Annotated in this window: 22 protein-coding genes and 1 tRNA gene; 15 read left to right on the top strand and 8 right to left on the bottom strand. The window is 42.6% G+C overall.

Features of this window, described 5'->3' with window-relative positions; all coding sequences use genetic code 11:
- On the bottom strand, nucleotides 1-774 hold the full coding sequence (locus ACN0QW_RS06405) for a substrate-binding periplasmic protein (protein WP_417429805.1): 774 nt from the start codon (nucleotides 772-774) through the stop codon (nucleotides 1-3).
- Nucleotides 775-1031: 257 nt separating this feature from the next.
- On the opposite strand from ACN0QW_RS06405, the gene ACN0QW_RS06400 reads away from it, so the two are divergent.
- The 6 genes from ACN0QW_RS06400 to ACN0QW_RS06375 all read left to right on the top strand — a co-directional run bounded on the left by ACN0QW_RS06400 (nucleotide 1032) and on the right by ACN0QW_RS06375 (nucleotide 5886).
- Nucleotides 1032-1622, top strand: coding sequence for a Maf family protein (locus ACN0QW_RS06400; protein ID WP_417429803.1), 591 nt, complete (start codon nucleotides 1032-1034; stop codon nucleotides 1620-1622).
- A 6-nt stretch (nucleotides 1623-1628) separates the two neighbouring features.
- The gene (locus tag ACN0QW_RS06395; protein WP_417429801.1) at nucleotides 1629-2807 is read left to right on the top strand and encodes a ribonuclease E/G; all 1179 of its coding nucleotides are present in this window, start codon (nucleotides 1629-1631) and stop codon (nucleotides 2805-2807) included.
- An 18-nt stretch (nucleotides 2808-2825) separates the two neighbouring features.
- Nucleotides 2826-3011 carry a DNA gyrase inhibitor YacG gene (locus ACN0QW_RS06390; protein WP_299371567.1) on the top strand — a complete coding sequence of 62 codons (186 nt, stop codon included), beginning with the start codon at nucleotides 2826-2828 and terminating at the stop codon, nucleotides 3009-3011.
- Between the two features lie 126 nt (nucleotides 3012-3137).
- Nucleotides 3138-3213 (top strand) — tRNA-Phe (locus ACN0QW_RS06385).
- A 704-nt stretch (nucleotides 3214-3917) separates the two neighbouring features.
- A complete protein-coding gene (locus ACN0QW_RS06380; protein WP_417429799.1) occupies nucleotides 3918-5297 on the top strand; it encodes a TolC family outer membrane protein in 1380 nt (459 codons plus the stop codon).
- Between the two features lie 232 nt (nucleotides 5298-5529).
- Nucleotides 5530-5886, top strand: coding sequence for a hypothetical protein (locus ACN0QW_RS06375; protein WP_417429797.1), 357 nt, complete (start codon nucleotides 5530-5532; stop codon nucleotides 5884-5886).
- Nucleotides 5887-5967: 81 nt separating this feature from the next.
- On the opposite strand, the gene ACN0QW_RS06370 is transcribed toward ACN0QW_RS06375, so the two are convergent.
- The gene (locus tag ACN0QW_RS06370) at nucleotides 5968-6606 is read right to left on the bottom strand and encodes a ribbon-helix-helix domain-containing protein (protein WP_417429795.1); all 639 of its coding nucleotides are present in this window, start codon (nucleotides 6604-6606) and stop codon (nucleotides 5968-5970) included.
- 110 nt (nucleotides 6607-6716) lie between these two features.
- Nucleotides 6717-7076: a hypothetical protein gene (locus tag ACN0QW_RS06365; protein ID WP_417429793.1), complete on the bottom strand. Its 360-nt coding sequence runs from the start codon at nucleotides 7074-7076 to the stop codon at nucleotides 6717-6719.
- A 304-nt stretch (nucleotides 7077-7380) separates the two neighbouring features.
- Between ACN0QW_RS06365 and ACN0QW_RS06360 the strand changes: the two genes are divergently transcribed.
- From ACN0QW_RS06360 to ACN0QW_RS06320, 9 genes are all read left to right on the top strand, one after another.
- Nucleotides 7381-7860 carry a hypothetical protein gene (locus ACN0QW_RS06360; protein ID WP_417429791.1) on the top strand — a complete coding sequence of 160 codons (480 nt, stop codon included), beginning with the start codon at nucleotides 7381-7383 and terminating at the stop codon, nucleotides 7858-7860.
- Nucleotides 7861-8025: 165 nt separating this feature from the next.
- Nucleotides 8026-8841, top strand: coding sequence for an LOG family protein (locus ACN0QW_RS06355; RefSeq protein WP_417429789.1), 816 nt, complete (start codon nucleotides 8026-8028; stop codon nucleotides 8839-8841).
- A gap of 482 nt (nucleotides 8842-9323) precedes the next feature.
- A complete protein-coding gene (locus tag ACN0QW_RS06350) occupies nucleotides 9324-11012 on the top strand; it encodes a Na/Pi cotransporter family protein (RefSeq protein WP_417429787.1) in 1689 nt (562 codons plus the stop codon).
- A gap of 235 nt (nucleotides 11013-11247) precedes the next feature.
- Nucleotides 11248-12285, top strand: coding sequence for a putative 2-aminoethylphosphonate ABC transporter substrate-binding protein (locus ACN0QW_RS06345; RefSeq protein ID WP_417429785.1), 1038 nt, complete (start codon nucleotides 11248-11250; stop codon nucleotides 12283-12285).
- Between the two features lie 298 nt (nucleotides 12286-12583).
- Complete coding sequence (locus tag ACN0QW_RS06340; protein WP_417429783.1) at nucleotides 12584-13705, top strand: putative 2-aminoethylphosphonate ABC transporter ATP-binding protein; 1122 nt, start codon at nucleotides 12584-12586, stop codon at nucleotides 13703-13705.
- Between the two features lies 1 nt (nucleotide 13706).
- On the top strand, nucleotides 13707-15410 hold the full coding sequence (locus ACN0QW_RS06335) for a putative 2-aminoethylphosphonate ABC transporter permease subunit (RefSeq protein ID WP_417429781.1): 1704 nt from the start codon (nucleotides 13707-13709) through the stop codon (nucleotides 15408-15410).
- A 103-nt stretch (nucleotides 15411-15513) separates the two neighbouring features.
- Nucleotides 15514-15804, top strand: coding sequence for a nuclear transport factor 2 family protein (locus ACN0QW_RS06330; protein ID WP_417429779.1), 291 nt, complete (start codon nucleotides 15514-15516; stop codon nucleotides 15802-15804).
- A gap of 203 nt (nucleotides 15805-16007) precedes the next feature.
- Entirely contained in the window at nucleotides 16008-16532 is a 525-nt protein-coding gene (locus tag ACN0QW_RS06325) for a hypothetical protein (RefSeq protein WP_299375615.1), read from the top strand.
- A gap of 22 nt (nucleotides 16533-16554) precedes the next feature.
- A complete protein-coding gene (locus ACN0QW_RS06320; RefSeq protein WP_417429777.1) occupies nucleotides 16555-16956 on the top strand; it encodes a YchJ family protein in 402 nt (133 codons plus the stop codon).
- A 45-nt stretch (nucleotides 16957-17001) separates the two neighbouring features.
- On the opposite strand, the gene ACN0QW_RS06315 is transcribed toward ACN0QW_RS06320, so the two are convergent.
- From ACN0QW_RS06315 to ACN0QW_RS06295, 5 genes are all read right to left on the bottom strand, one after another.
- Nucleotides 17002-17325, bottom strand: a complete 324-nt coding sequence (locus tag ACN0QW_RS06315; RefSeq protein ID WP_417429775.1) for a cytochrome C oxidase subunit IV family protein — start codon at nucleotides 17323-17325, stop codon at nucleotides 17002-17004.
- Nucleotides 17326-17328: 3 nt separating this feature from the next.
- Nucleotides 17329-18003: a cytochrome c oxidase subunit 3 family protein gene (locus tag ACN0QW_RS06310; RefSeq protein WP_417429773.1), complete on the bottom strand. Its 675-nt coding sequence runs from the start codon at nucleotides 18001-18003 to the stop codon at nucleotides 17329-17331.
- A gap of 169 nt (nucleotides 18004-18172) precedes the next feature.
- On the bottom strand, nucleotides 18173-18463 hold the full coding sequence (locus ACN0QW_RS06305) for a chorismate mutase (RefSeq protein ID WP_299375623.1): 291 nt from the start codon (nucleotides 18461-18463) through the stop codon (nucleotides 18173-18175).
- A 211-nt stretch (nucleotides 18464-18674) separates the two neighbouring features.
- A complete protein-coding gene (locus ACN0QW_RS06300; RefSeq protein WP_417429771.1) occupies nucleotides 18675-19193 on the bottom strand; it encodes a substrate-binding periplasmic protein in 519 nt (172 codons plus the stop codon).
- A complete protein-coding gene (locus tag ACN0QW_RS06295) occupies nucleotides 19153-19470 on the bottom strand; it encodes a transporter substrate-binding domain-containing protein (RefSeq protein ID WP_417430430.1) in 318 nt (105 codons plus the stop codon). The genes ACN0QW_RS06300 and ACN0QW_RS06295 overlap by 41 nt, the downstream gene beginning before the upstream one ends.
- Nucleotides 19471-19503: the final 33 nt, after the last annotated feature.

The raw sequence follows: 19503 nt of genomic DNA, 5'->3' as shown, positions 1-19503 counted from the left end.
TCAATTTGCTAGTTTAACATTATAAGAAGTTGGGTAGAGATTGTGCTTTTTAAACAGGGATTCGAGTGTTCCGTCTGTTTTTATCATTTTATAACCTTGACTTAAGCGGTCAGTAATTATATCTGCGTCGGCCCTTTTATGGCTAATCGCAGGATGAATGTCTTCCAAAAACAGCGTTTCCAGATAAACGATACTGTCAGCTTGATCCAGTTTTTTTGTTTGCAGGATATAATTACCCAGAATATTACCTGTAAAGAGAATATCAAAACGCTTCTCAATTAGCATCTTCATACCATTTGCCTCTTTGGGGTAAAAGACGAGTTTGATTTCATCATCAATTAGCCCCTGTAATACCTTTGTATAGGCCCCACCTTTCAGTGCGCCAAAAGTGTACTGTTTAAGTTCTTTTAGCTGTGTAAGTTCTATCTGGCTGTCATTTCTAACAAATAATCCAACTTCAGTAACCCAAAACGCTTGATTGGTATAGGTTACCCAGTCTTGGTTGTCGGCGTTGAAAGTCGAACATGATATGCCATCAATTTCACCGGTTTTTGTTAAAGCAACCAATCTGTTCCATGGCAAGATCAGGTGTTCAATGTCGTAACCTACACGGTGCCCGGCTGTTTTTAATATATCAACAAAAAGTCCGTGGTTTTCTTTTTTGCTATCAACAAGGGGGGGCCATTCGTTGCAGGCAAGAACAAGTTTTTTAGCTTTTGCTGGAAAACAAAGCGAAAGCAGGACGCATAGGGTGAATGCGAAGCGTATGCCCATACTTGTCGTTTCCTCCCCCTCCAGAATAAAAGAAAATCAATGCCATATACTATACATAAAAGCTTAACAATTCCCATTGGTCAGTAAAGTTTTTTTGCTGATTTTTTTCTAAATGTTGGTTGCTGGTGAAGGTCATTGTTTGGAAGTAAGAATTTTGTTATCTAGCCACAGTGTTTATTTAAGAGCACTCTTCACCTTGTTTCTTGTTTATAAGGTCGAACTTGTTCTGCGTCTTAAAGTTTAGAATTGTATAGTCTATGAAATTATTTTCTCGTCAGTCTTCAGCTACCTTTGTATTGGCATCAGGGTCTCCGCGTAGGCGGGATTTGCTGGAACAATTAGGGGTTAAGCCAGATGTAATTGATCCTGCAGATATTGACGAAACGCCTAAAAATCGAGAGCTTCCTCTTGATTATGCGAAGCGAATTTCTTTGGAAAAAGCTATGCTGATATCTGGACGGCATGGTGGTGCTTTTGTTCTTGCTGCTGATACAGTGGTTTCCGTTGGGCGGCGTATTTTACCCAAAGCAGAAGATGAGCACGATGCGCGTGATTGTTTGTCCTTACTTTCTGGGCGTCGTCACCGTGTCTTGACTGGCCATGTTCTTGTACTGCCGAATGGTGATGTAATAAAAAAAGTTGTGACAACGGCTGTAAAGTTCAAGCGTCTTCACCAGAACGAAATTGATGCATATATAGATTCCCAAGATTGGAAAGGGAAGGCGGGTGGTTACGCTATCCAGGGGGGGGCAGCTGTATTTATTCCTTGGATAGGCGGGTCGTACACAAATGTTGTTGGGCTATCGTTACCAGAAGTCGTAAACATGTTGGTTGGAAATGGTTTTTAAAGCTGTATGACAAATGAAATCTACATAGATTATCTTCCGGGATTAATTCGTGCTGCACGCTTGGTGGATGAAAAGCTGGAAGATGTCCTTGTTATACGGTCTGATAAGCCTCAAGTCGTTGGAAATCAATATGTCGGTCGTATTGTTGGAATAGATAAGGGGGTGGGGGCTGCTTTTGTTGATATTGGGTTGTCGCAGTCAGGGTTTTTACCTCTTCAAGATATCCCTAAATCGCTTGGTGGCCAGTCGCTTAGTGAGGGAACGTTTCTGTGTGTTGAAGGTGTAAGAGAGGCTTTTGACGGTAAAGGTGTGCGCTTAAAAGCTCGGTTACACGAAAATATTCCTGCAAAAGTACAAGTTTTAAAGACGCTTGATAGGCTTGGCGAATGGATCTTGCAACAGAAAGAACCGATTGAGTTTATAGAGGTAACTGATGCTGGGATTGCCCAAAAGATCAAATGCTATCTTGGTAAGAGGGGATCTGACCTGATTAGTATTAAGCATTCAGCCGAGCGACCAGATCTTTTCGACGTTGTTGGAATCGAGGAACAGATAGAGCATTTACTTGAAACTGAAATCCCGCTTCCTTCTGGAGGAAATTTGCTCATTGAACAAGGTCGGACGTTAACCGCGATTGATGTTAACAAAGGATCAATGCAGCATAATGGTGGGGCTGAAGCGCTTCATTATCAGCTTAATCTTGAGGCCGCAGATGAAATCGCTCGACAATTGAAGCTCAGAAATATCGCAGGACGTATTGTCATCGACTTTCCTTACATGAAGTCCCCTGAACATAGGAAAAAACTGCAGGCAACTTTTAAGTCCCTGCTCAAAGCTGATAGAGTTGGGCATAAGTTACTGCCGCTTTATATGACTGGCTTACAGGAGTTAACCAGAAAGAGGGCGGGATTGAGCTTGCAGGATTTACTGCTTAGGCCTGTTGGTATCGGTGGGTTGGGGCACGAAAAGGATCCTGCTATCGTCGGTCTGGAAGGAATGAGGAGGTTTTGGGCAGAAAGTATGCGGAACAGGCAAATTGGATCATCAATTGTGGCTTCTCGTAAAGTAGTGCAATCATTGAGTGGCTGTGATGCTTTGCCGTATATTGAAGAAAAAATCGGGAAAAAGATCAGTCTGTCTGTCGACCCTGAATTGAGTGCTGATGATCGTGTTGTGTTTGAATAGAACCTTGTGTGAAAGATAATGCCAAAGAAAAGTCTAAGTAAATTGTTGTGTCCAGTGTGCCGAGGCGAGGTGGCTGATAAATACAAGCCGTTTTGCTCAAAACGTTGTGCTGATGTTGATTTGAATCGCTGGCTTGATGGCGGCTACCGGATTCCTACAGAAGAACGGCCGATAGGCAATGTTGATGATGATGAAATATTGTAATTAAACGTTTGAAAATATAAGAAAATTCTCTTTTTTTACATTTTCTTTGTAATAGGGCTGGACAGAGCCTGAATCATTTTCTATAAGCCCTTCATCGGCGGCCAACGAGTTTGGCAAGCCCCCGGTGCCCAGATAGCTCAGTTGGTAGAGCAGCGGACTGAAAATCCGCGTGTCGGTGGTTCAAATCCACCTCTGGGCACCACTTTAATTCTCTCAAACATTTTTACGTCGTATTTATCAATATTGATTTTCTGTTGATTTGTTAGTCTACGCCTTAATCTCCATCGATTGTTCTCAAGGCTAAGGCAGAGCTTTTTCAAAGATAATCTTTGATTGCAATCTTCATGATCAAAATTAATTCGTTCATTCTGTGTCTCGTATGCTTGGTTAAAAGTTAACCTCTAGTGTTCTATTAGCTATGCGCAGGCTTTAGAGTTATTCTACATAACTCCAAATCTAAGTATATTTACTGGCTGGTTTATAGTCTCCCTAACTCCTTGTTGGTGGTCTCAAAATGCCAAGGAGGTGTAGAGAGTGCATCTTTTAAGGGATTTGATGCAAAAGGAAAACGCCAATAAGGTGTGAAAAATTCATGAAAAACCACAATTGAAACTTGAAGGTATTTGGTTTTTAGTATAGGTTCTGCGACGAACAACAGATTTTATCCATAAATTGTTTCGGTCGTCGAAAGTAACTGGTTGTCGCTGGATCGTATGGAGAAAACTCGGGTGTGGTTTTTTTGCAACATGCTTGCTTAAATGGCCGTGATGTCTATTGGATTCTTGACATTGGAGGCCGCTGGATTGTAAAAGAACCACAGTATTCTATTTGTAGGTTATGAATTAGTCATTTTATTTGCCTGTGATTCGTCAATGAACACGGGGAAGCATCGGGGGAAAAATACCAATGCGCCAGTTGGGTAAAACATTGGCAGTTAGCTTTAAATCCGTACTTCTAGCAAGTGCGTTAGCTGTGCCAGCTATGTCTTCTGCTCAGGCAGTCACACTGCAAGAAGCAATTACACAAGCTCTTGCAACGAACCCGGATATCGGGGTTGTTGCTCACAATCGTGAGGCTGTAGACGAAGAGCTTCGTCAGGCACGTGGCCTTTACCTCCCGCAGATTGATCTTTCTGCTGGTGCAGGAATTGAAAGCAACGATGATTCAACATCTCGTGCTGGCGGTGGTACTGGTAAGCACGATGTGATTAATCCTACTGATGCTTCAATTACCCTTCAGCAGCGTATCTTTGATGGTTTTGAAGCTGGTGCTACAGTTGAGCGTGAGAAAGCTAGAGTCGAATCTGCCGCTAACCGCGTTCAAGAAAATGCTGAATTCCTCGCTCTTGATGCAATTGGCGCGTATCTTGAAGTTTTGAGACAGCGTGAACTGCTTGATTTGGCTAAAAATAACCTACAGATTCACATTGATATCGTTGCTAACCTGCAAGAACGTCTTGCTGGCGGTGGCGGTAGCCGTGCAGATGTTTCTCAATCAGAAGCGCGTGCTGCCCGTGCAAGAAATACACTGACAACAACTTATAACGATTTGCGTGATGCGGAAGCTAACTACACGCGTATCGTTGGTCACTTCCCCGAAGATCTAGATGCGCCTGAAGCGTTTTCATCTGAGCTGCCTGGTGGTTTGGATGAAGCAGTAGATTTGGCTGTGAACAGCAACCCTACAATCCGTATCTTTGAAGCTGATGTTCGTACTGCTGAGGCGGAAGTTGAGCTCTCTGAAGTTCCTTTCTACCCTTCAGTAAATCTTGAAGCCTCAACAGAACATCGCGATGAGTTCGATGCTACGCCGGGTTCATACGAGCAAAACAATTCAGTAATGCTTCGCTTGCGTTGGAACCTTTTCCGCGGTGGTATTGATCGTGCTGCAAGGCAAGAAGCATTGGCTCGTTTGTCTGAAAGCAAAAACCAGCGCTACAGCTCTGTTGTTGATGCGCAACGTGAAATGCGTCAGTCTTGGTTCGCGCTTGAATCAAATCGTCAGTCTGTAACTGATCTTGCTTCTTCTGTTCAGTACAACACGGAAACACGTGATTCTTATCGTGACCAATTTGATGTAGCGCAGCGTACATTGCTTGACGTTCTTGATGCAGAAAATGAACTCTTCACTTCTCGTGGACAGTTGATCTCTGCAATGACCAATGAGCAGCTTGCTTCATACCGGATTCTTGCTCTTAGCGGTCAGTTGATGACTAATCTAGGTGTGCAAGCGCCAGAGCAGGCACGTGTTGATCACAAGTCATGGGCTGATGGTCTGATCGAATAATCTCTTCTGAGAGATTGTTGGTAATTAAAGGGCGCCTGATCGGGCGCCCTTTTTTTGTGTTGTTCATATCGTTGTGTGTGGCGTTATCATTTTCCTTATGAGAACGCCACAAATTAAAAGCTATTGTTTGTTTTTTGAATGGTATGTGAGAATGTGAGTTGTTATTTACAATAAATGCTATATATAGCAGAAACGTTATGTAAAATTATTTTTTTAGAGTTTGCGAGTAGAGATGAGTGCCAACGTAAAAGATACTACGGCTGTTGGTGCCGTGAAAAATAATCAGAGGCCTTTGGTTTCTGATGATTTTTTCTATTCTGCTTTTGAGACCTCTTTCGATGATAAGGTGGATATTGTTTCCCTTCATCTCGATGATCTTTTGCCTGATGAATCTGGTGCCGTTGTTCTTTTTGCTGGTGAATGTAACGAGATATTTTTAGAAGCAGGAGAGCTTTTGGTGTCATGTGGTGTCGCCAGTTCACATGTTACTGCTTCTGGTGTCGATGTAACTGGGCTTAATGTGTATAGCTTTGCCAGCGGGCTGACCCTCTATAGCGAAGGTGAAATTACAATCCAAACCGGGATGTGATTTTTATCCAGTAAGTGCGGCTTATTTCAAGGTGCCTTTCGCTGATCTTATACGCCATAATTTTTATAAGGCTGTCCGCAGTCATGCTTGTTTGGGGGCAGCTATTCTTGGTGCGCTTGCGATCCAGATAACGAGATATTGTTTCTTGTGATTAAATAGGCTGGCACGGACCATTCTTGCCTGTGCGGTTATCACTTTACCTGGGATCATTCTTATTATTCTGGCATCTACATGGTTTATCTGAAGGGATAAGAGTTCGCTTAAGCTGTCCTTCAGTAAGCCTTTTGTTCTTAACTGGAATAATTTGTTTATGGTTGTGCCTTCCAAGGCATGTTTGTCTTCACCTAGCCAGCTGTAAAATGCATTGTTGCTGGATACTATTGTCATATCTTGAGCGATAAGCGCTGCTGGGCTGGGGCTTGCATTGATGACGGATACGAGGGTGTCTTTATGAGTATCTACTCCAGCCGACGCTAATTGACGTTCAGCTGATACCATGCAGAACACTCTTAAAAACGATGAAAAATTTGGACCTTCGTAAATGGTTTCTAGTTTACCAATGAATTTACCAACTTTGAGCTCATGCTCACTGGCAACGGCTTCGAGCGCGCGCCAGAAAACAGGCTCTAACCTGATGGAATAGCGCTTCTTATTGTATTGCACGATCCTTGCTTTTGGGGCTTGGTCTGCAAAGTTAACTGGAAGAATGGGTTTCGGCATGTTCCCTTATCTAAATAAAGCCAGTTATATACCTCTTGTAAGAGGGGTAAGATACAGGATGTTGCACAAACATTGTAATTCAATATTGGTATAAACTGGCGTGAAAAGTATTAGGGAAGCATTATGTCGTCGTTTTGTCCTACGATTCCGCCAAGATCTGTAAGCTTGCTTCTTAACGAGTACCGTTGAGAAAGCTTCCGTTGGGCGGCTTTCGGTAGATCCGTCATCATGAGTACACGTTTGTCGATTAGAGTTGTGATCAGATCTTCCAAAACGCGGATCATTTCGAAGTCGGAAGCTACGAGCTCTTGGTGTATTTCGCCTTCTTTGCTGTCTTGTTGTTGGCCCATTAGTACCAGGAAGGCCGTAAGTTCAGGGTTGTCAGTTTCCAGAAACTCATTCGCTGTACTTGTTTCTTCCTGATGGATGCCGGTAATTTTTCCATCGTGTGATCGTGATACGTAAGGCATAAATACTCCAGCGGGCGAGTGATAATCACGACCCTCATCTAAATTGCTAAACGGATAACCTTCTTAATGGAAGGTCTCTATCCTTAAGGTAGCGATAAATGGTTAATGACAGGTAAGTAATTGTCTTTCTGATAGAAAATACTTCGCTAAACGGTAATGCAAATACGTTTTCGTAGGGCTAAGCGACCCGACAAGACTTTGGCCTTGTTAGGGTCACATTTTTATCGATAGTCATCAATATACTATCATTGCAGGCACTGTGGTGTGTTATGTTTGTTGTTGTGTAATAATGAAGGGGATTGAGATGGTAAAGTTCGTAAGTAAAATTGTTTTTTTCTTGGGCGTGTTGATTGCAGGTTTCTCTTTGTCCGCGAATGCAAGACCCTTAACCGGGGTGCAGGATATTAAATTAAATATTTCACCCCTGGGGCATTATAGCAAGCAGTGTGGGTTGAGTAGAGAAGCGTTTGAGCGTGCTTTATTGGGGGGAATTCCCGAAGGCGGTATTCGTCTGAGTAATTCATCGTCTTATTGGCTGCATACTCGGGTAACGACAGTCATTTTTGAAAAGACCAATTGCGTCAGTAACGTTGAGGTCACGTTGTACGCAAATACGCGCTATTACAATCCGGCTACCCAGCAGGAGCTTTCTGGACGTGTAGAAGTGTGGCGGGCTGGTGGATTATATAGCTCTGTAAATGACAGTCATCAGGTTCAGGTTAATAGCGCATTGAGAAAGGTTGGACGCAAGCTACACGAGGCTTGGAAAAAAGATCAGCAGTAGGTTGCTATCGAAAATTTTCAGAAAATTTTTTTTCGTAAATATTCGTGATTTAAATTTTTGCTTAATAAGCTGATCTATAAAATGGTGATGTTATTTTTATTAAAATGACTTTGTTCTCATATATTTATGAGGCGATATTTATAGAGTGTTATTGAAAGGTATTACATGGACGATAAGACATATGATATTCCGAAATTTTATCACGATGATGATTTTATGGACTCTGGGGATGCTCGGCCATTAAGAATTCTTTCTGAGTATTTTGGTCCGCAAAATCGATTTGAAAAATTTAACGTAGAAGACACGATCGTTTTTTTTGGTTCTGCCCGTATTAAGTCAGAGGAAGAGGCTCTGGCTGCGATGGCTGAGGCTAAACGTACCGGGAATGGTTTACGTAAGGCCGAGCAAATGATGAAGGTCTCTAGGTACTACGAAGAGACGCGTGAATTAGCACGGCGTTTTACAGAGTGGTCTAAGACCTTAACAAATGATGAGCGCCGTTTCGTTGTGTGCACAGGTGGTGGCCCTGGGATTATGGAGGCAGCTAACAGAGGAGCCTCGGAAGGCAAGGGGATTAATGTAGGTTTAAACATTTCATTGCCTTTTGAGCAAAGTGAAAATCCTTACATTACCCGAGAGTTGGCTCTGGAATTTCATTACTTCTTTATGCGTAAGTTTTGGTTTATCTATCTGGCCAAAGCGGTTCTGGTGATGCCAGGCGGTTTTGGTACGCTTGATGAATTCTGCGAATTGCTAACACTTATCCAAACCCAAAAAATAAAAAAGAAGATGCCAATAGTTCTCTTTGGGTCTGATTATTGGAATAAGGTGGTGAATTTTGAAGCGCTTTGCGAGTTCGGTACCATAAGCGAAGAAGATCTTGATCTCTATCTGGTTACGGATTCTAAGGATGAGGCTTTCGAGTATGTCACCAAAGGATTGTTAGAACATGCGTTGGAATCCCCCGGACCAATGCTCTGAGATGCAGTTGAGTTGAAAGATTGTTTACAGGCCTCTTCATAGAAGGGGCCTGTTTTTTATGAAGTAGCTTTTATGGGGGGCGATTATTATTGCTATTAGATGATAATTCAATCCATAGGGCAGGACTATAATAATCATACAAAATATCGATTTGATGTATGTGGATTGTCACGCCACTATATAAATAATTCTCTTATTTTGACGTAAATATAGTTTTAAGTTCAACTATAAATGTGCGAATGTTAGAAAAATGGTGTATATAGATATATTTTTGTTGATATTTTGTTGTTAATACCACATTTTATTGTTATGAAAATATTTCTATATTGTGACACTTTTGTGAAATTAGCCTTGTCTGCAGGAGGAGCTTAAAGCTACAAATACTAATTCTGGAATGATCTGCCACAGGGTAGGTGTGGTGCTGCGTTATTCGCGGGTAGTATTCTGTAACCAAAAAATCATTGAATGAGGTAAGTATAAGCGTGTCTGGTTTTGACCTTTTGTTAAAAATAGCTGGTGGTGTTGCTCTTTTATTGTGGGCGACAAGAATGGTGCGCACGGGTGTGTTGCGTGCATATGGCAGTCAGCTTCGTCGTTTTTTAGGATCGGCCACTAAAAACACGCTTTCTTCATTTGGTATGGGCATCGGTATGGCCGGTATCCTGCAAAGTTCCACGGCAACGGCATTACTTACAGTTGCTTTTGCAGGAAAAGGATTAATCGCGATTGGGCCTGCTTTGGCAGTGATGCTGGGGGCAGATGTCGGTTCTACGCTTGTCGTACAAGTACTTTCTCTGGATATTTCCTGGTTATCACCAGTATTGATTTTAATAGGATTTGTTTGTTTCACCACAAGACCAACAATGACACTTCGCCACTTGGGGCGCGTGTTTATTGGGCTTGGCTTGATGCTGCTTTCACTGAAGCTGGTGGTTGGTGCTTCTGAGCCAATGCGTGATAGTGTGGTGTTGCAAAACATTCTGGCTGCTTTGTCCGAAGCCCCGTTGTTTGCCGTTATTTTGGCTGCTTTAATTACCTGGATCACGCATTCGTCGGTGGCAATGGTTTTATTGATAATGTCGTTGAGTGTCGCTGGGGTCGTTTCCGCTGATTTGGCTCTGGTTCTGGTCTTAGGGGCAAATGTCGGTGCTGGTATTGTTCCTATGGCCTTAACAATGTCAGAAACGCCAAAAGCCCGACGTATACCCATGGGGAATATGCTCTTTCGATTTGCGGGTGTTCTTATCCTTTTACCATTGATGGAAATTATCACGCCTTATGTTGCAGAATTGAGTGGTGCAGGTGTAGGACGCCAAGTGGCGAATTTCCATACCATATTTAATATTGGCCTTGCGATTGTCTTCTTACCGCTTGTCGGGGTGATGTCGAGCTTAATGGAGCGCGCTTTGCCTGAAGGTGCTGGTGCCGAAGATGACCTTAAACCTAAATATTTAGATCAGAGTGTGATCAATACTCCAACAGTTGCTGTGGCATGCGCTACCCGTGAGGTGCTTCGTTTAGCGGATGTTGTCGAAGAAATGTTACGTAAGAGTATTGGCGTCTTTGAAACAAATGATCCGGTACTTCTTCAGGAAGTTAGCAAAGCTGATGATCAAGTAGATGAACTTCATGAAGCGATCAAACTGTACCTTACCAAGGTGAGCGTTCGTGAGTTGGATGAAGACACAAGTGCACGTTGTGTCGAACTGATTTCATTTACGACCAATCTAGAACACATTGGGGATATCATTGATAAGAATTTGCTTGAGATAGCGAATACAAAAATTAAGAAAAGGATTGAATTCTCCGAGCAAGGTTGGATTGAATTGGTCGAGCTACATCGCATGGCATTGGATCAGATGCAGCTGGCGATGACGGCTTTTGTATCTGGTGATGTGGATATCGCTAGACAGCTTATTGCTGGTAAAGAGAAGTTTAGGGATATGGAACAACGTGGTGGAGACAAGCACCTCGATCGGCTGAGAGAAGGACGCATTGAATCAATTGAATCCTCAGCCTTGCATATCGACATGATCAGGGATTTAAAGCGAATAAATTCACATTTGACATCTGTTGCTTATCCGATTTTGGATGCGAGTGGTGAATTGCATGAAAGTCGTCTTCGGGTACGGCCTCATTCTGAGAGAAGGTCTGCGAAGGCGAACACGTAATCCGGCGTAGCCGGTAAACTGAGAGTGCTTTTGGCAGGATACTCTCAGTTTGAAAGGGCCTTGATTCCTTTTTGGAGGAATTAAGTTTGGACGGGTGTTCAAGTTAAAGTTTTTGCGTAACAAAGACTTAGCATAAATGTAACAAAGTGCCGCTATAGACGGCACAGTACATAAAACTGAATAGGGATGTTGAAGGGAAAGCCCTTTGACGATCACAACGAGGAGCATGAAAGTAATGAAAAAAGCATTTTCAACCAAACTGCTAGGTGGCGTAGCCACAACTTTGGCCGCTATTGGCTTTCTTACCGGCAGTGTATCTGCTGAAGATCTAACTGTTTATACTGCTGTGGAAGCTGAAGATCTGAAGCGTTATGCTGCTGCATTTAACGAAGTGCATCCCGACATTACGGTCAATTGGGTACGCGATTCCACAGGTGTTGTTACTGCTAAATTATTGGCTGAAAAAGACAACCCGCAAGCTGATGTTGTCTGGGGTTTGGCTGGGTCCAGTCTTCTTCTTATGAAAAAAGAAGACATGTTTGAAACTTATGCTCCTGCTGGCGTTGATCAACTGGATAGTCGCTTCCGTGATAATTCCGATACCCCAGTTTGGGCTGGTATGGACGCTTGGGTTGCTGCTGTTTGTGTGAACACAGTTGAGGCAGAAGCGAACAACCTTCCAATGCCAACATCTTGGGCGGATCTGACGAAGCCTGAATATAAAGGCCATGTTGCAATGCCAAACCCTGGGTCTTCTGGTACAGGTTTCCTAGATGTTGCTAGCTGGTTGCAAATGTTTGGTGAAGAAGATGGTTGGGCGTTCATGGATGACCTCCACGAAAACATCAGCCATTATACACACTCTGGTTCTAAACCTTGTAAACAGGCTGCTGCTGGTGAAGTGTCCATCGGGATTTCTTTTGCTTTCCGTGCCGCAAAATCTAAAAACCAAGGTGCGCCATTGGAAATCGTGATGCCATCAGAGGGTGTCGGTTGGGAAATGGAAGCCGCTGCTATTGTTAAGGGCACCAAGAAGCTTGATGCAGCCAAAAAATTGATGGACTTCATTGTCTCAAAACCAGCTATGGAGCATTACAATCAAGGTTACGCTGTTGTTGCTATGCCAGGTATTTCAAAACCAATTGAAAATTACCCAGCAAACATTACAGACAGCATGATCGCAATGGACTTTGAATGGTCTGCGAACAATCGTGATGCGATTCTGGCTGAATGGACAGATCGTTATGATTCCAAGTCTGAGCCTAAAAACTAATCAGACCAAAATCATAAGATACGTTAGATATTCCGCTCTTTGGTGAGCCAGAGAGCGGAATATCAAAATACAAGTGTTAGAACGGTGATACATTTTCACTTAACGTTCTACACAATAATTTACAGTTAAATAAAACGTCAGTAATCAAACGTAATTCTATTGTTTTGATGTTTGAGCCAGATTTTGAAATGTGCAAAGTCTGTGCAAAATATCGAGAGTTGTTGATGCTGATGCAATTAAGCTGTTGCAAAAGAGCACAGGATAAACTGTGCCGTTTTGCCGCTTGAGAGGAATGGCAATGAGCGCAAATACTGCTGATATCCGGGTCGAAACAGGAAATGGGCAAAAGCCCTATTTAACAGCATCTAATTTAACAAAACAGTTCGGTAACTTTACGGCGTTATCCGATATTTCGTTAGAGATTTACGAAGGCGAGTTCGTGTGTTTCTTGGGGCCATCCGGCTGTGGGAAGACGACACTGTTACGTGCTATCGCAGGTCTGGATATTCAAACCTTTGGCACAGTGACACAAGGGGGAGAAGATGTGTCATCTCTTCCGCCTAGTGAGCGTGATTTTGGTATTGTGTTCCAATCCTATGCTTTATTCCCAAATCTGACGATCCACAAAAACATTGCCTTTGGTTTGGAAAACAGAAAGCTGCCTAGGGCTGACATAGATAAACGAGTTAATGAACTTCTCGAACTTGTTGGTCTTAACTCACAAGCTGACAAGTACCCTGCACAGTTATCTGGTGGCCAACAACAGCGTATTGCATTGGCGCGAGCGATTGCGACAAACCCTGGTTTGCTATTGCTTGATGAACCTCTATCTGCGCTGGATGCAAAGGTACGTGCCCATCTCCGCCATGAAATCAAAGAATTACAGCGTACACTTGGCGTTACGACGATTATGGTCACACATGATCAGGAAGAAGCCCTGACAATGGCAGACCGTATCGTTGTTATGAATGATGGGGTCATTGAGCAGGTGGGATCACCACTTGAAATTTATCGTTATCCGGCGTCAGCCTTTGTTGCTGATTTTATTGGTACGATGAATTTTGTTCCGGGTCAGGTGAATGGCCGTGATACCCTTAAAATGGGTAGTGTTGAGCTTAAATGCGACCCAGAAAAAATCACAGAACGTGGTAATATTACAGTGGCCTTCCGTCCTGAAAATCTTTTGGTTCAAGAGGGCGATAAAAAACTTCCAAACGCCTTTGAAGCTGAAGTGAAGTATATGGAATTTATGGGTTCCTTTTTCCGGGTCGACCTGTTGAGTAAGCAAACCAATAGTGATGCCCATATTAAGGGGGATTTTTCTATCAATATGGTGCGACGTACTGGTGTTAAAGAAGGCGACACTATTACGGTTTCTATTCCCCATGACCGTTTGACGGTATTTCCTGGAGTAAATTGATATGGCGGAGGTAACAAATTCTACGCCATTGAAAGTGGTAAAACCAAAGGCCAGTCGTGATGACTGGACCATGCGCGCCTTTATGGTGATGATTGGGGCCTATCTGCTGATTGCACTGGCTTTCCCGTTATACATCATGCTCTCAAAATCGTTTGAGAATAAAGATGGTATTTTCATTGGCGTTGAAAACTATATTAAGTATTTTTCTACGCCAGCTCTGTTTAATTCCATTGAAAACTCGGTAACGATTTCAATTATCACGATGGTGATAACTGTTACACTGGCCTTTATTTATGCCTATGCCTTGACCCGATCTTGTATGCGGTTCAAGGGTTTTTTCAAGATTATGGCAATGATCCCCATTCTGGTTCCATCTTTGTTACCGGGGATTGGGCTTATCTATATGTTTGGAAAACAGGGTTATATGAAGTGGCTTCTGTTTGGGGAGACGATATATGGTCCGTTGGGGATCGTGATTGCAGAGGTTTTCTTTACCTTTCCCCATGCGCTTCTGATCATAATGACTGCTCTGTCAATCTCTGACGCACGTTTGTATGAAGCGGCAACTGTTTTACGCGCACCTAAGTGGAAGATTTTCTGGACTGTTACATTACCAAGCGCGCGTTACGGTTTAATTTCGGCTGCTTTTGTTGTGTTCACATTGGTGATTACCGACTTTGGTGTGCCAAAGGTGATTGGTGGACAGTATAACGTTCTCGCAGTTGATATTTATAAACAGGTTATCGGGCAGCAAAACTTTTCCATGGGTGCTGTGGTTTCCGTGGTGCTTTTGATTCCTGCGATTTTTGCTTTCTTTATCGATCGTCAGGTGCAGAAAAAACAGGTTGCACAACTTTCTGCACGGGCTGTTCCTTTCGAGCCAAAACCAGATAGTAAATTTGACGCACTTATGATGAGCTATTCTGGCTTTATTGTGCTGATAATTGTTACAATTTTGGCAACCTGTCAGTTTGCTGCTTTGGTGAAGTTCTGGCCCTACAATCTTTCCCTTGGGTTTCAGCATTATAACTTTGATCTGATGGATGGTGGCGGATGGGATTCTTATTATAATTCTATCCAGATGGCTCTTTGGACAGCGGCTGTGGGGACGACAGTTGTGTTCACCGGGGCTTACATGGTGGAAAAGGGGCGTGGTTTCCAACAAGGAAGAACACTGTTCCAATTCCTGGCGATGATGCCGATGGCTGTGCCGGGTATGGTGTTGGGCTTATCCTACATTTTCTTCTTTAATAACCCGGATAATCCTTTCAACTTTATCTATGGTACAATGGCAATCCTTGTCGTTTCAACCGTGACACACTTTTATACTGTGGCGCATCTAACGGCGATGACAGCATTAAAGCAGATGGATAAAGAGTTTGAATCCGTTTCGCAATCTCTTCAGCAGCCTTTTTACAAAATGTTCCTGAAGGTCACGGTACCGGTTTGCTCGCCAGCTATTTTGGAAATTGCGATCTATCTCTTTGTGAATGCAATGACGACAGTATCTGCGGTGGTTTTCATCTATTCGTACCACACACAGCTGGCATCGGTAGCGGTTTTGAACATGGATGATGCGGGGGATATCGCCCCGGCAGCAGCGATGGGAATGATGATTTTCTATACGAACGCGGCGGCGCGCCTTCTTCATGCTGTTGTGTCTAAATATATGGAAAAGAAAACGCAGGCTTGGCGACAACGCTAATGCTTATCGTTGTTTAATAGGCAGTATTTAGTAAAAGAAAAGGGGCAGATATCTTCTGCCCCTTTTGTTATCTTATTGTCTGATGAAACAAAGGAAATCTGTAATGATCCTTTCGGCTGTTCAAGTCGTTGAAAAACAGCTTGCTGCCTATAACAGTCACGATCTCGATCTGTTCTGTTCCTGCTTTAGTGATGATGTCGAAGTTGAACTTCTTATCGATGGTGGAGTTCTTTTTCGGGGAATGGCTGCTTTTCGTAAAGTCTATGCAGATCGTTTTTCTCATCAAAATTTACACGCCAAGTTACTTAATCGCATTGCAGTGGGGCGTGTTGTCATTGATGAAGAAGAGGTGACAGGCCTTGGGGGGTGTCCTTCATGTGTTGGCAATCTATGAAGTAGTTCATGGGCTTATAAATAAAATCCGCTTTGAACGAGTAACGAATAAATAGAACGCATGTTGGGGGTGCATCTCATGGTTTTAAGTTAAATGTGATTTAATCGTTCTTGTGTTGCGCTATAACCCTATATTAAAAGAAAGATCACAAATTATTAGTCGAAATAGTTTAATCTACGATCATGGGGGTTCGGATATAAACTATGCATATTTTACTAGGTATTGTTGCTGTTTTGGGCGGAATTGCTTTTTTCATTTGGCGTGTACGGTCAACTGCGGAAGCTGCAAGAGATGTTGTTGAAGCTGTAGATGATATCAGAGCGACGGCACGACGTTATAATCATGGCCGTAAAACCAAAGCTAATCCGCTTGAAAATGTTGAAGACAACAGAGTTGCTGCGGCGACAATTTTGGCAGCTTTTGCTCGTATGGATGGGGACTATACAAGAGAACAGTTGGTTGCGATTAAAGAGGAGTGTAAGCGGGTGTTCAATACATCCGAAGAAGAGGCCGTTGAAATTACGGGCCAAAGTCGTTGGTTGATGGAACAGACTGCTAATGTCGATGAAGCTATCAGGCGATTGAGTCGAGTGCTAAGGCGAGCTTTAGACGTGGAAGAGAAAAAACAGCTTTTAACAATGGTTACCTATATCTCCACAATTGAGGGCGGCCAAATGAGCGAAGCGCAGGAACAAGGACTTAGTCAACTAAGTCGCCAGTTGGCGTAAATTACGAAGGTTCAAATCGTTTATGGTTGAGACTGAATTGTGTCCCTGCGGAGCAGGTGACCCCTATGATGTTTGTTGTTGGCGGTTTCATTCGGGGTTGGTTCGTCCAGAAACTGCTGAACTGTTAATGCGATCTCGCTATTCGGCCTATGTTAAACAGGATGTCAGTTATCTAAGAGCAACTTTGTGGCCGCAGTATCAGAAATCATTTAATGAGCTCGGCACATTACTTAGAGCGCAAGATAGCCGATGGCTTGGGCTAGAGATTATAGCAAGTGATCGTGGGCAGGTAACTGATAAAGAGGGATCGGTCGTATTTGTTGCTAGATCTGTTGTTGATGGGGTTGCCCATGAGCAGAGAGAAAAAAGCCTGTTTCGTAAAAAAGGTCGCCAGTGGTATTATGTTAAAGCCCTCTCAGAATAAGGGTGGGGTTTATGGTGATGAAAAATTTTGGTTCAAAGCGTGTTTCTATATACCAAATGCCAGAGCATAAGCCGCTAAAACCATTCCGGTGATGATGAGAATTGCAAAAAAGAAGCCACGTTTCCATTGTGGTGCTACGTGACGAAGCTCTAGAAAATCAAGTAAAAGCAAGCGGCATTTGAATAGAGTTGTTAACATTAATATAACAACAGGAATAAAACCAATTGGTGCCGCTATCTCGTGCGATTCAAATACATTACCGCTGAACATGCTGATTATTGTTAATCCAAACATGAGCGCCCAGGTGATGATGAGTCGAAATACGGGGACAGGCTTTTTAAAGGGGGTATTATTGAGGGGATTGCTCATAGGTTACCTCACCAAATAGAGAATTGGGTATAGGATCAGCCAAATAAGATCTACCATATGCCAAAAGGCGCAAGCAGTCTGAATATTTTCGTGCCGATTGTAAAAACTGACCAATCCAAGAAGTAATAAGCCAAAGATTACATGTGCGGCATGAAAACCAGTCATGAGATAAAACAGGGTATAAAAGCTGTTGGTTTCTATTGAAATCCCCAAATCGCTTTTTTCGCTGTACTCGTAAAACTTTAATGCGAGAAAAAGAAACCCAAGGGCCGCTGTCACGGATAAGAAAACGCGGGTCAAAGATGTTTTGTTTTCTTTACTTGTCTCGTTTGCTAGAGCAGCGAATAAGCCGCTGGTAATGAGAATTAAAGTGTTGAGACCCCCAATCAAGCGATTGAGTTGAGCTTGTGAATTGGTAAAGAGTTCTGGGCTTTCTATAAATTTTACACAATACCCCGCAAGTAATAGGCCAAAAACCATGAGTTCACTGATAATCAAGATCCACATCATGGGATTACCTGGAAGTGCGTCTAAAGGGCCCCAAGCACTTTGACTGTTTTTGGTCGTATCAACATTTTTCCGGGAAAAATCGGGAGCTATCCCTTCTTCATTTTTCTCAGTCCTGATTTCTTTTAAGTATACCTCGTAGAAATCACTATCTTTATCTGGTGGATGCATGGTATCGCCTAGGATCTCTCTTTTAGGGTGTTTATCCTTTATTGATGAGACTAGGTTGGCAATACGACAAAATGCCTCAAGCAGAGTGGCCTTCTTGAGGGTAGATATATTTAGGAAAACTATGAGTAACTATTTTGCAGACCTAGTTTGCTCGTGATCTGACTTAGAATTATCCCTTACGGATTTTTTTGTGATTACGGATAACTTCTTCGATAACAAAATTGATAAATTTTTCTGAAAAATCAGGATCTAATTTTGCCGATTTTGCAAGTTCACGCAGGCGTTCAATTTGTTTTTGCTCTCTTGACGGATCTGCGGGGGGCAAGTCGTACTCTTTTTTGAACAGCCCGACTTTTTCTGTGACTTTAAAACGCTCTGACAGCATATAGATTAAAGCAGCGTCAATATTATCAATACTATCCCGGTATTCACCAAGCTTTGCTTTAATATCATCTGTCATTCTTACTGTACCTTCAAAACGTCGATAAAATTAGACAATGTCTTTGCCGTTTATTGCGTTTAAAACAATGCAAAGAGTAATCTTAGTATTTAACTAGAAATCTTATAGATGTGCAAAAGCGGTGAGTAAATTAGAATACACCAATAGAAAAGATTTTCTTGTGTACCTTAATGGAAATAATGTTGGTTTGTTAGAAGCTTCAGGTGGGGGATCACTTTCTTATTAAGCTGAGATGGTCATCAATAATATTTTGTAAAGTACCATCATTTCTCATGTCTAAAATGGCCTTGTTCATATCATCAACTCGATGAGCACAATTAGCATTTTTGTTTATCATGACATGCATCGCATTCGATAGGATTGGCATATTCAAGGGAACAATGGTTTTTTCCAGACCAAGGGCATGTATGTGTTGCAGGCCTTCTACATATCCCAATATCCCATAATCAGCCCTATTGTTTTGGAGCATAATAACAATGCTATCGCTTTTCGGGACTTGAATGAAATCTAGATGATTACTCGCAAAGATGTCGAATTCGTCACCGAGTGAACCGCCGAGTAATCTCATACCTGAGTGGCCAATAAGGTCCTGAGGAGATTTGAGGGAAAATTGTTTACCGTCTTTGACAAATACTCTGAGTTCATCAGTCCCGAGTTGTTCTGAATAATGGTATTGTGCCGCGCGCTCTTTATTCCAATAAGCACCGAGCACCGAGCACCATATCAACATTTCCCTGTTCCAAGTCATAGAGAATACGTTTCCAGGGTTTATCGTTATCAATCTCAAGTTCCAGACCAATTCTTTTGAGAGCTTCTTGTGTTCCATCAACAACGATACCGGTTAGCTGTCCATCGTTTTTTCGATAGACAAAAGGATACCAATTATTAATGCCATTGCCGCTAAATGATTTGCAGCTATTTGATGGTTGATCCTGGGAGTTAGCGCTGAAACTAATGGTAAAGAAGCTGAAAAGAGCAAGAAATATAATGGATATTCTGATGAGCATCACTTGGCCTCTCTACGTCTAAACAGGAAAAGC

This window comes from Kiloniella sp. (assembly GCF_048259265.1).
Taxonomy (GTDB): Bacteria; Pseudomonadota; Alphaproteobacteria; order Kiloniellales; family Kiloniellaceae; genus Kiloniella.
Note: the sequence above shows the minus strand (reverse complement) of the source record. Positions and strands in the feature narration are given on the sequence as shown.

Excerpts from the sequence above, each read along its gene's own strand:
- ACN0QW_RS06400 (WP_417429803.1), top strand. The coding sequence starts at position 1,032 with ATGAAATTATTTTCTCGTCAGTCTTCAGCTACCTTTGTATTGGCATCA.
- ACN0QW_RS06295 (WP_417430430.1), bottom strand. The coding sequence starts at position 19,470 with ATGCTCATCAGAATATCCATTATATTTCTTGCTCTTTTCAGCTTCTTT.
- ACN0QW_RS06380 (WP_417429799.1), top strand. The coding sequence starts at position 3,918 with ATGCGCCAGTTGGGTAAAACATTGGCAGTTAGCTTTAAATCCGTACTT.
- ACN0QW_RS06395 (WP_417429801.1), top strand. The coding sequence starts at position 1,629 with ATGACAAATGAAATCTACATAGATTATCTTCCGGGATTAATTCGTGCT.
- ACN0QW_RS06335 (WP_417429781.1), top strand. The coding sequence starts at position 13,707 with ATGGCGGAGGTAACAAATTCTACGCCATTGAAAGTGGTAAAACCAAAG.
- ACN0QW_RS06355 (WP_417429789.1), top strand. The coding sequence starts at position 8,026 with ATGGACGATAAGACATATGATATTCCGAAATTTTATCACGATGATGAT.
- ACN0QW_RS06340 (WP_417429783.1), top strand. The coding sequence starts at position 12,584 with ATGAGCGCAAATACTGCTGATATCCGGGTCGAAACAGGAAATGGGCAA.
- ACN0QW_RS06305 (WP_299375623.1), bottom strand. The coding sequence starts at position 18,463 with ATGACAGATGATATTAAAGCAAAGCTTGGTGAATACCGGGATAGTATT.
- ACN0QW_RS06405 (WP_417429805.1), bottom strand. The coding sequence starts at position 774 with ATGGGCATACGCTTCGCATTCACCCTATGCGTCCTGCTTTCGCTTTGT.
- ACN0QW_RS06310 (WP_417429773.1), bottom strand. The coding sequence starts at position 18,003 with ATGCATCCACCAGATAAAGATAGTGATTTCTACGAGGTATACTTAAAA.
- ACN0QW_RS06370 (WP_417429795.1), bottom strand. The coding sequence starts at position 6,606 with ATGCCGAAACCCATTCTTCCAGTTAACTTTGCAGACCAAGCCCCAAAA.
- ACN0QW_RS06330 (WP_417429779.1), top strand. The coding sequence starts at position 15,514 with ATGATCCTTTCGGCTGTTCAAGTCGTTGAAAAACAGCTTGCTGCCTAT.
- ACN0QW_RS06375 (WP_417429797.1), top strand. The coding sequence starts at position 5,530 with ATGAGTGCCAACGTAAAAGATACTACGGCTGTTGGTGCCGTGAAAAAT.
- ACN0QW_RS06315 (WP_417429775.1), bottom strand. The coding sequence starts at position 17,325 with ATGAGCAATCCCCTCAATAATACCCCCTTTAAAAAGCCTGTCCCCGTA.
- ACN0QW_RS06360 (WP_417429791.1), top strand. The coding sequence starts at position 7,381 with ATGGTAAAGTTCGTAAGTAAAATTGTTTTTTTCTTGGGCGTGTTGATT.
- ACN0QW_RS06325 (WP_299375615.1), top strand. The coding sequence starts at position 16,008 with ATGCATATTTTACTAGGTATTGTTGCTGTTTTGGGCGGAATTGCTTTT.
- ACN0QW_RS06300 (WP_417429771.1), bottom strand. The coding sequence starts at position 19,193 with ATGTTGATATGGTGCTCGGTGCTCGGTGCTTATTGGAATAAAGAGCGC.
- ACN0QW_RS06320 (WP_417429777.1), top strand. The coding sequence starts at position 16,555 with ATGGTTGAGACTGAATTGTGTCCCTGCGGAGCAGGTGACCCCTATGAT.
- ACN0QW_RS06345 (WP_417429785.1), top strand. The coding sequence starts at position 11,248 with ATGAAAAAAGCATTTTCAACCAAACTGCTAGGTGGCGTAGCCACAACT.
- ACN0QW_RS06365 (WP_417429793.1), bottom strand. The coding sequence starts at position 7,076 with ATGCCTTACGTATCACGATCACACGATGGAAAAATTACCGGCATCCAT.
- ACN0QW_RS06390 (WP_299371567.1), top strand. The coding sequence starts at position 2,826 with ATGCCAAAGAAAAGTCTAAGTAAATTGTTGTGTCCAGTGTGCCGAGGC.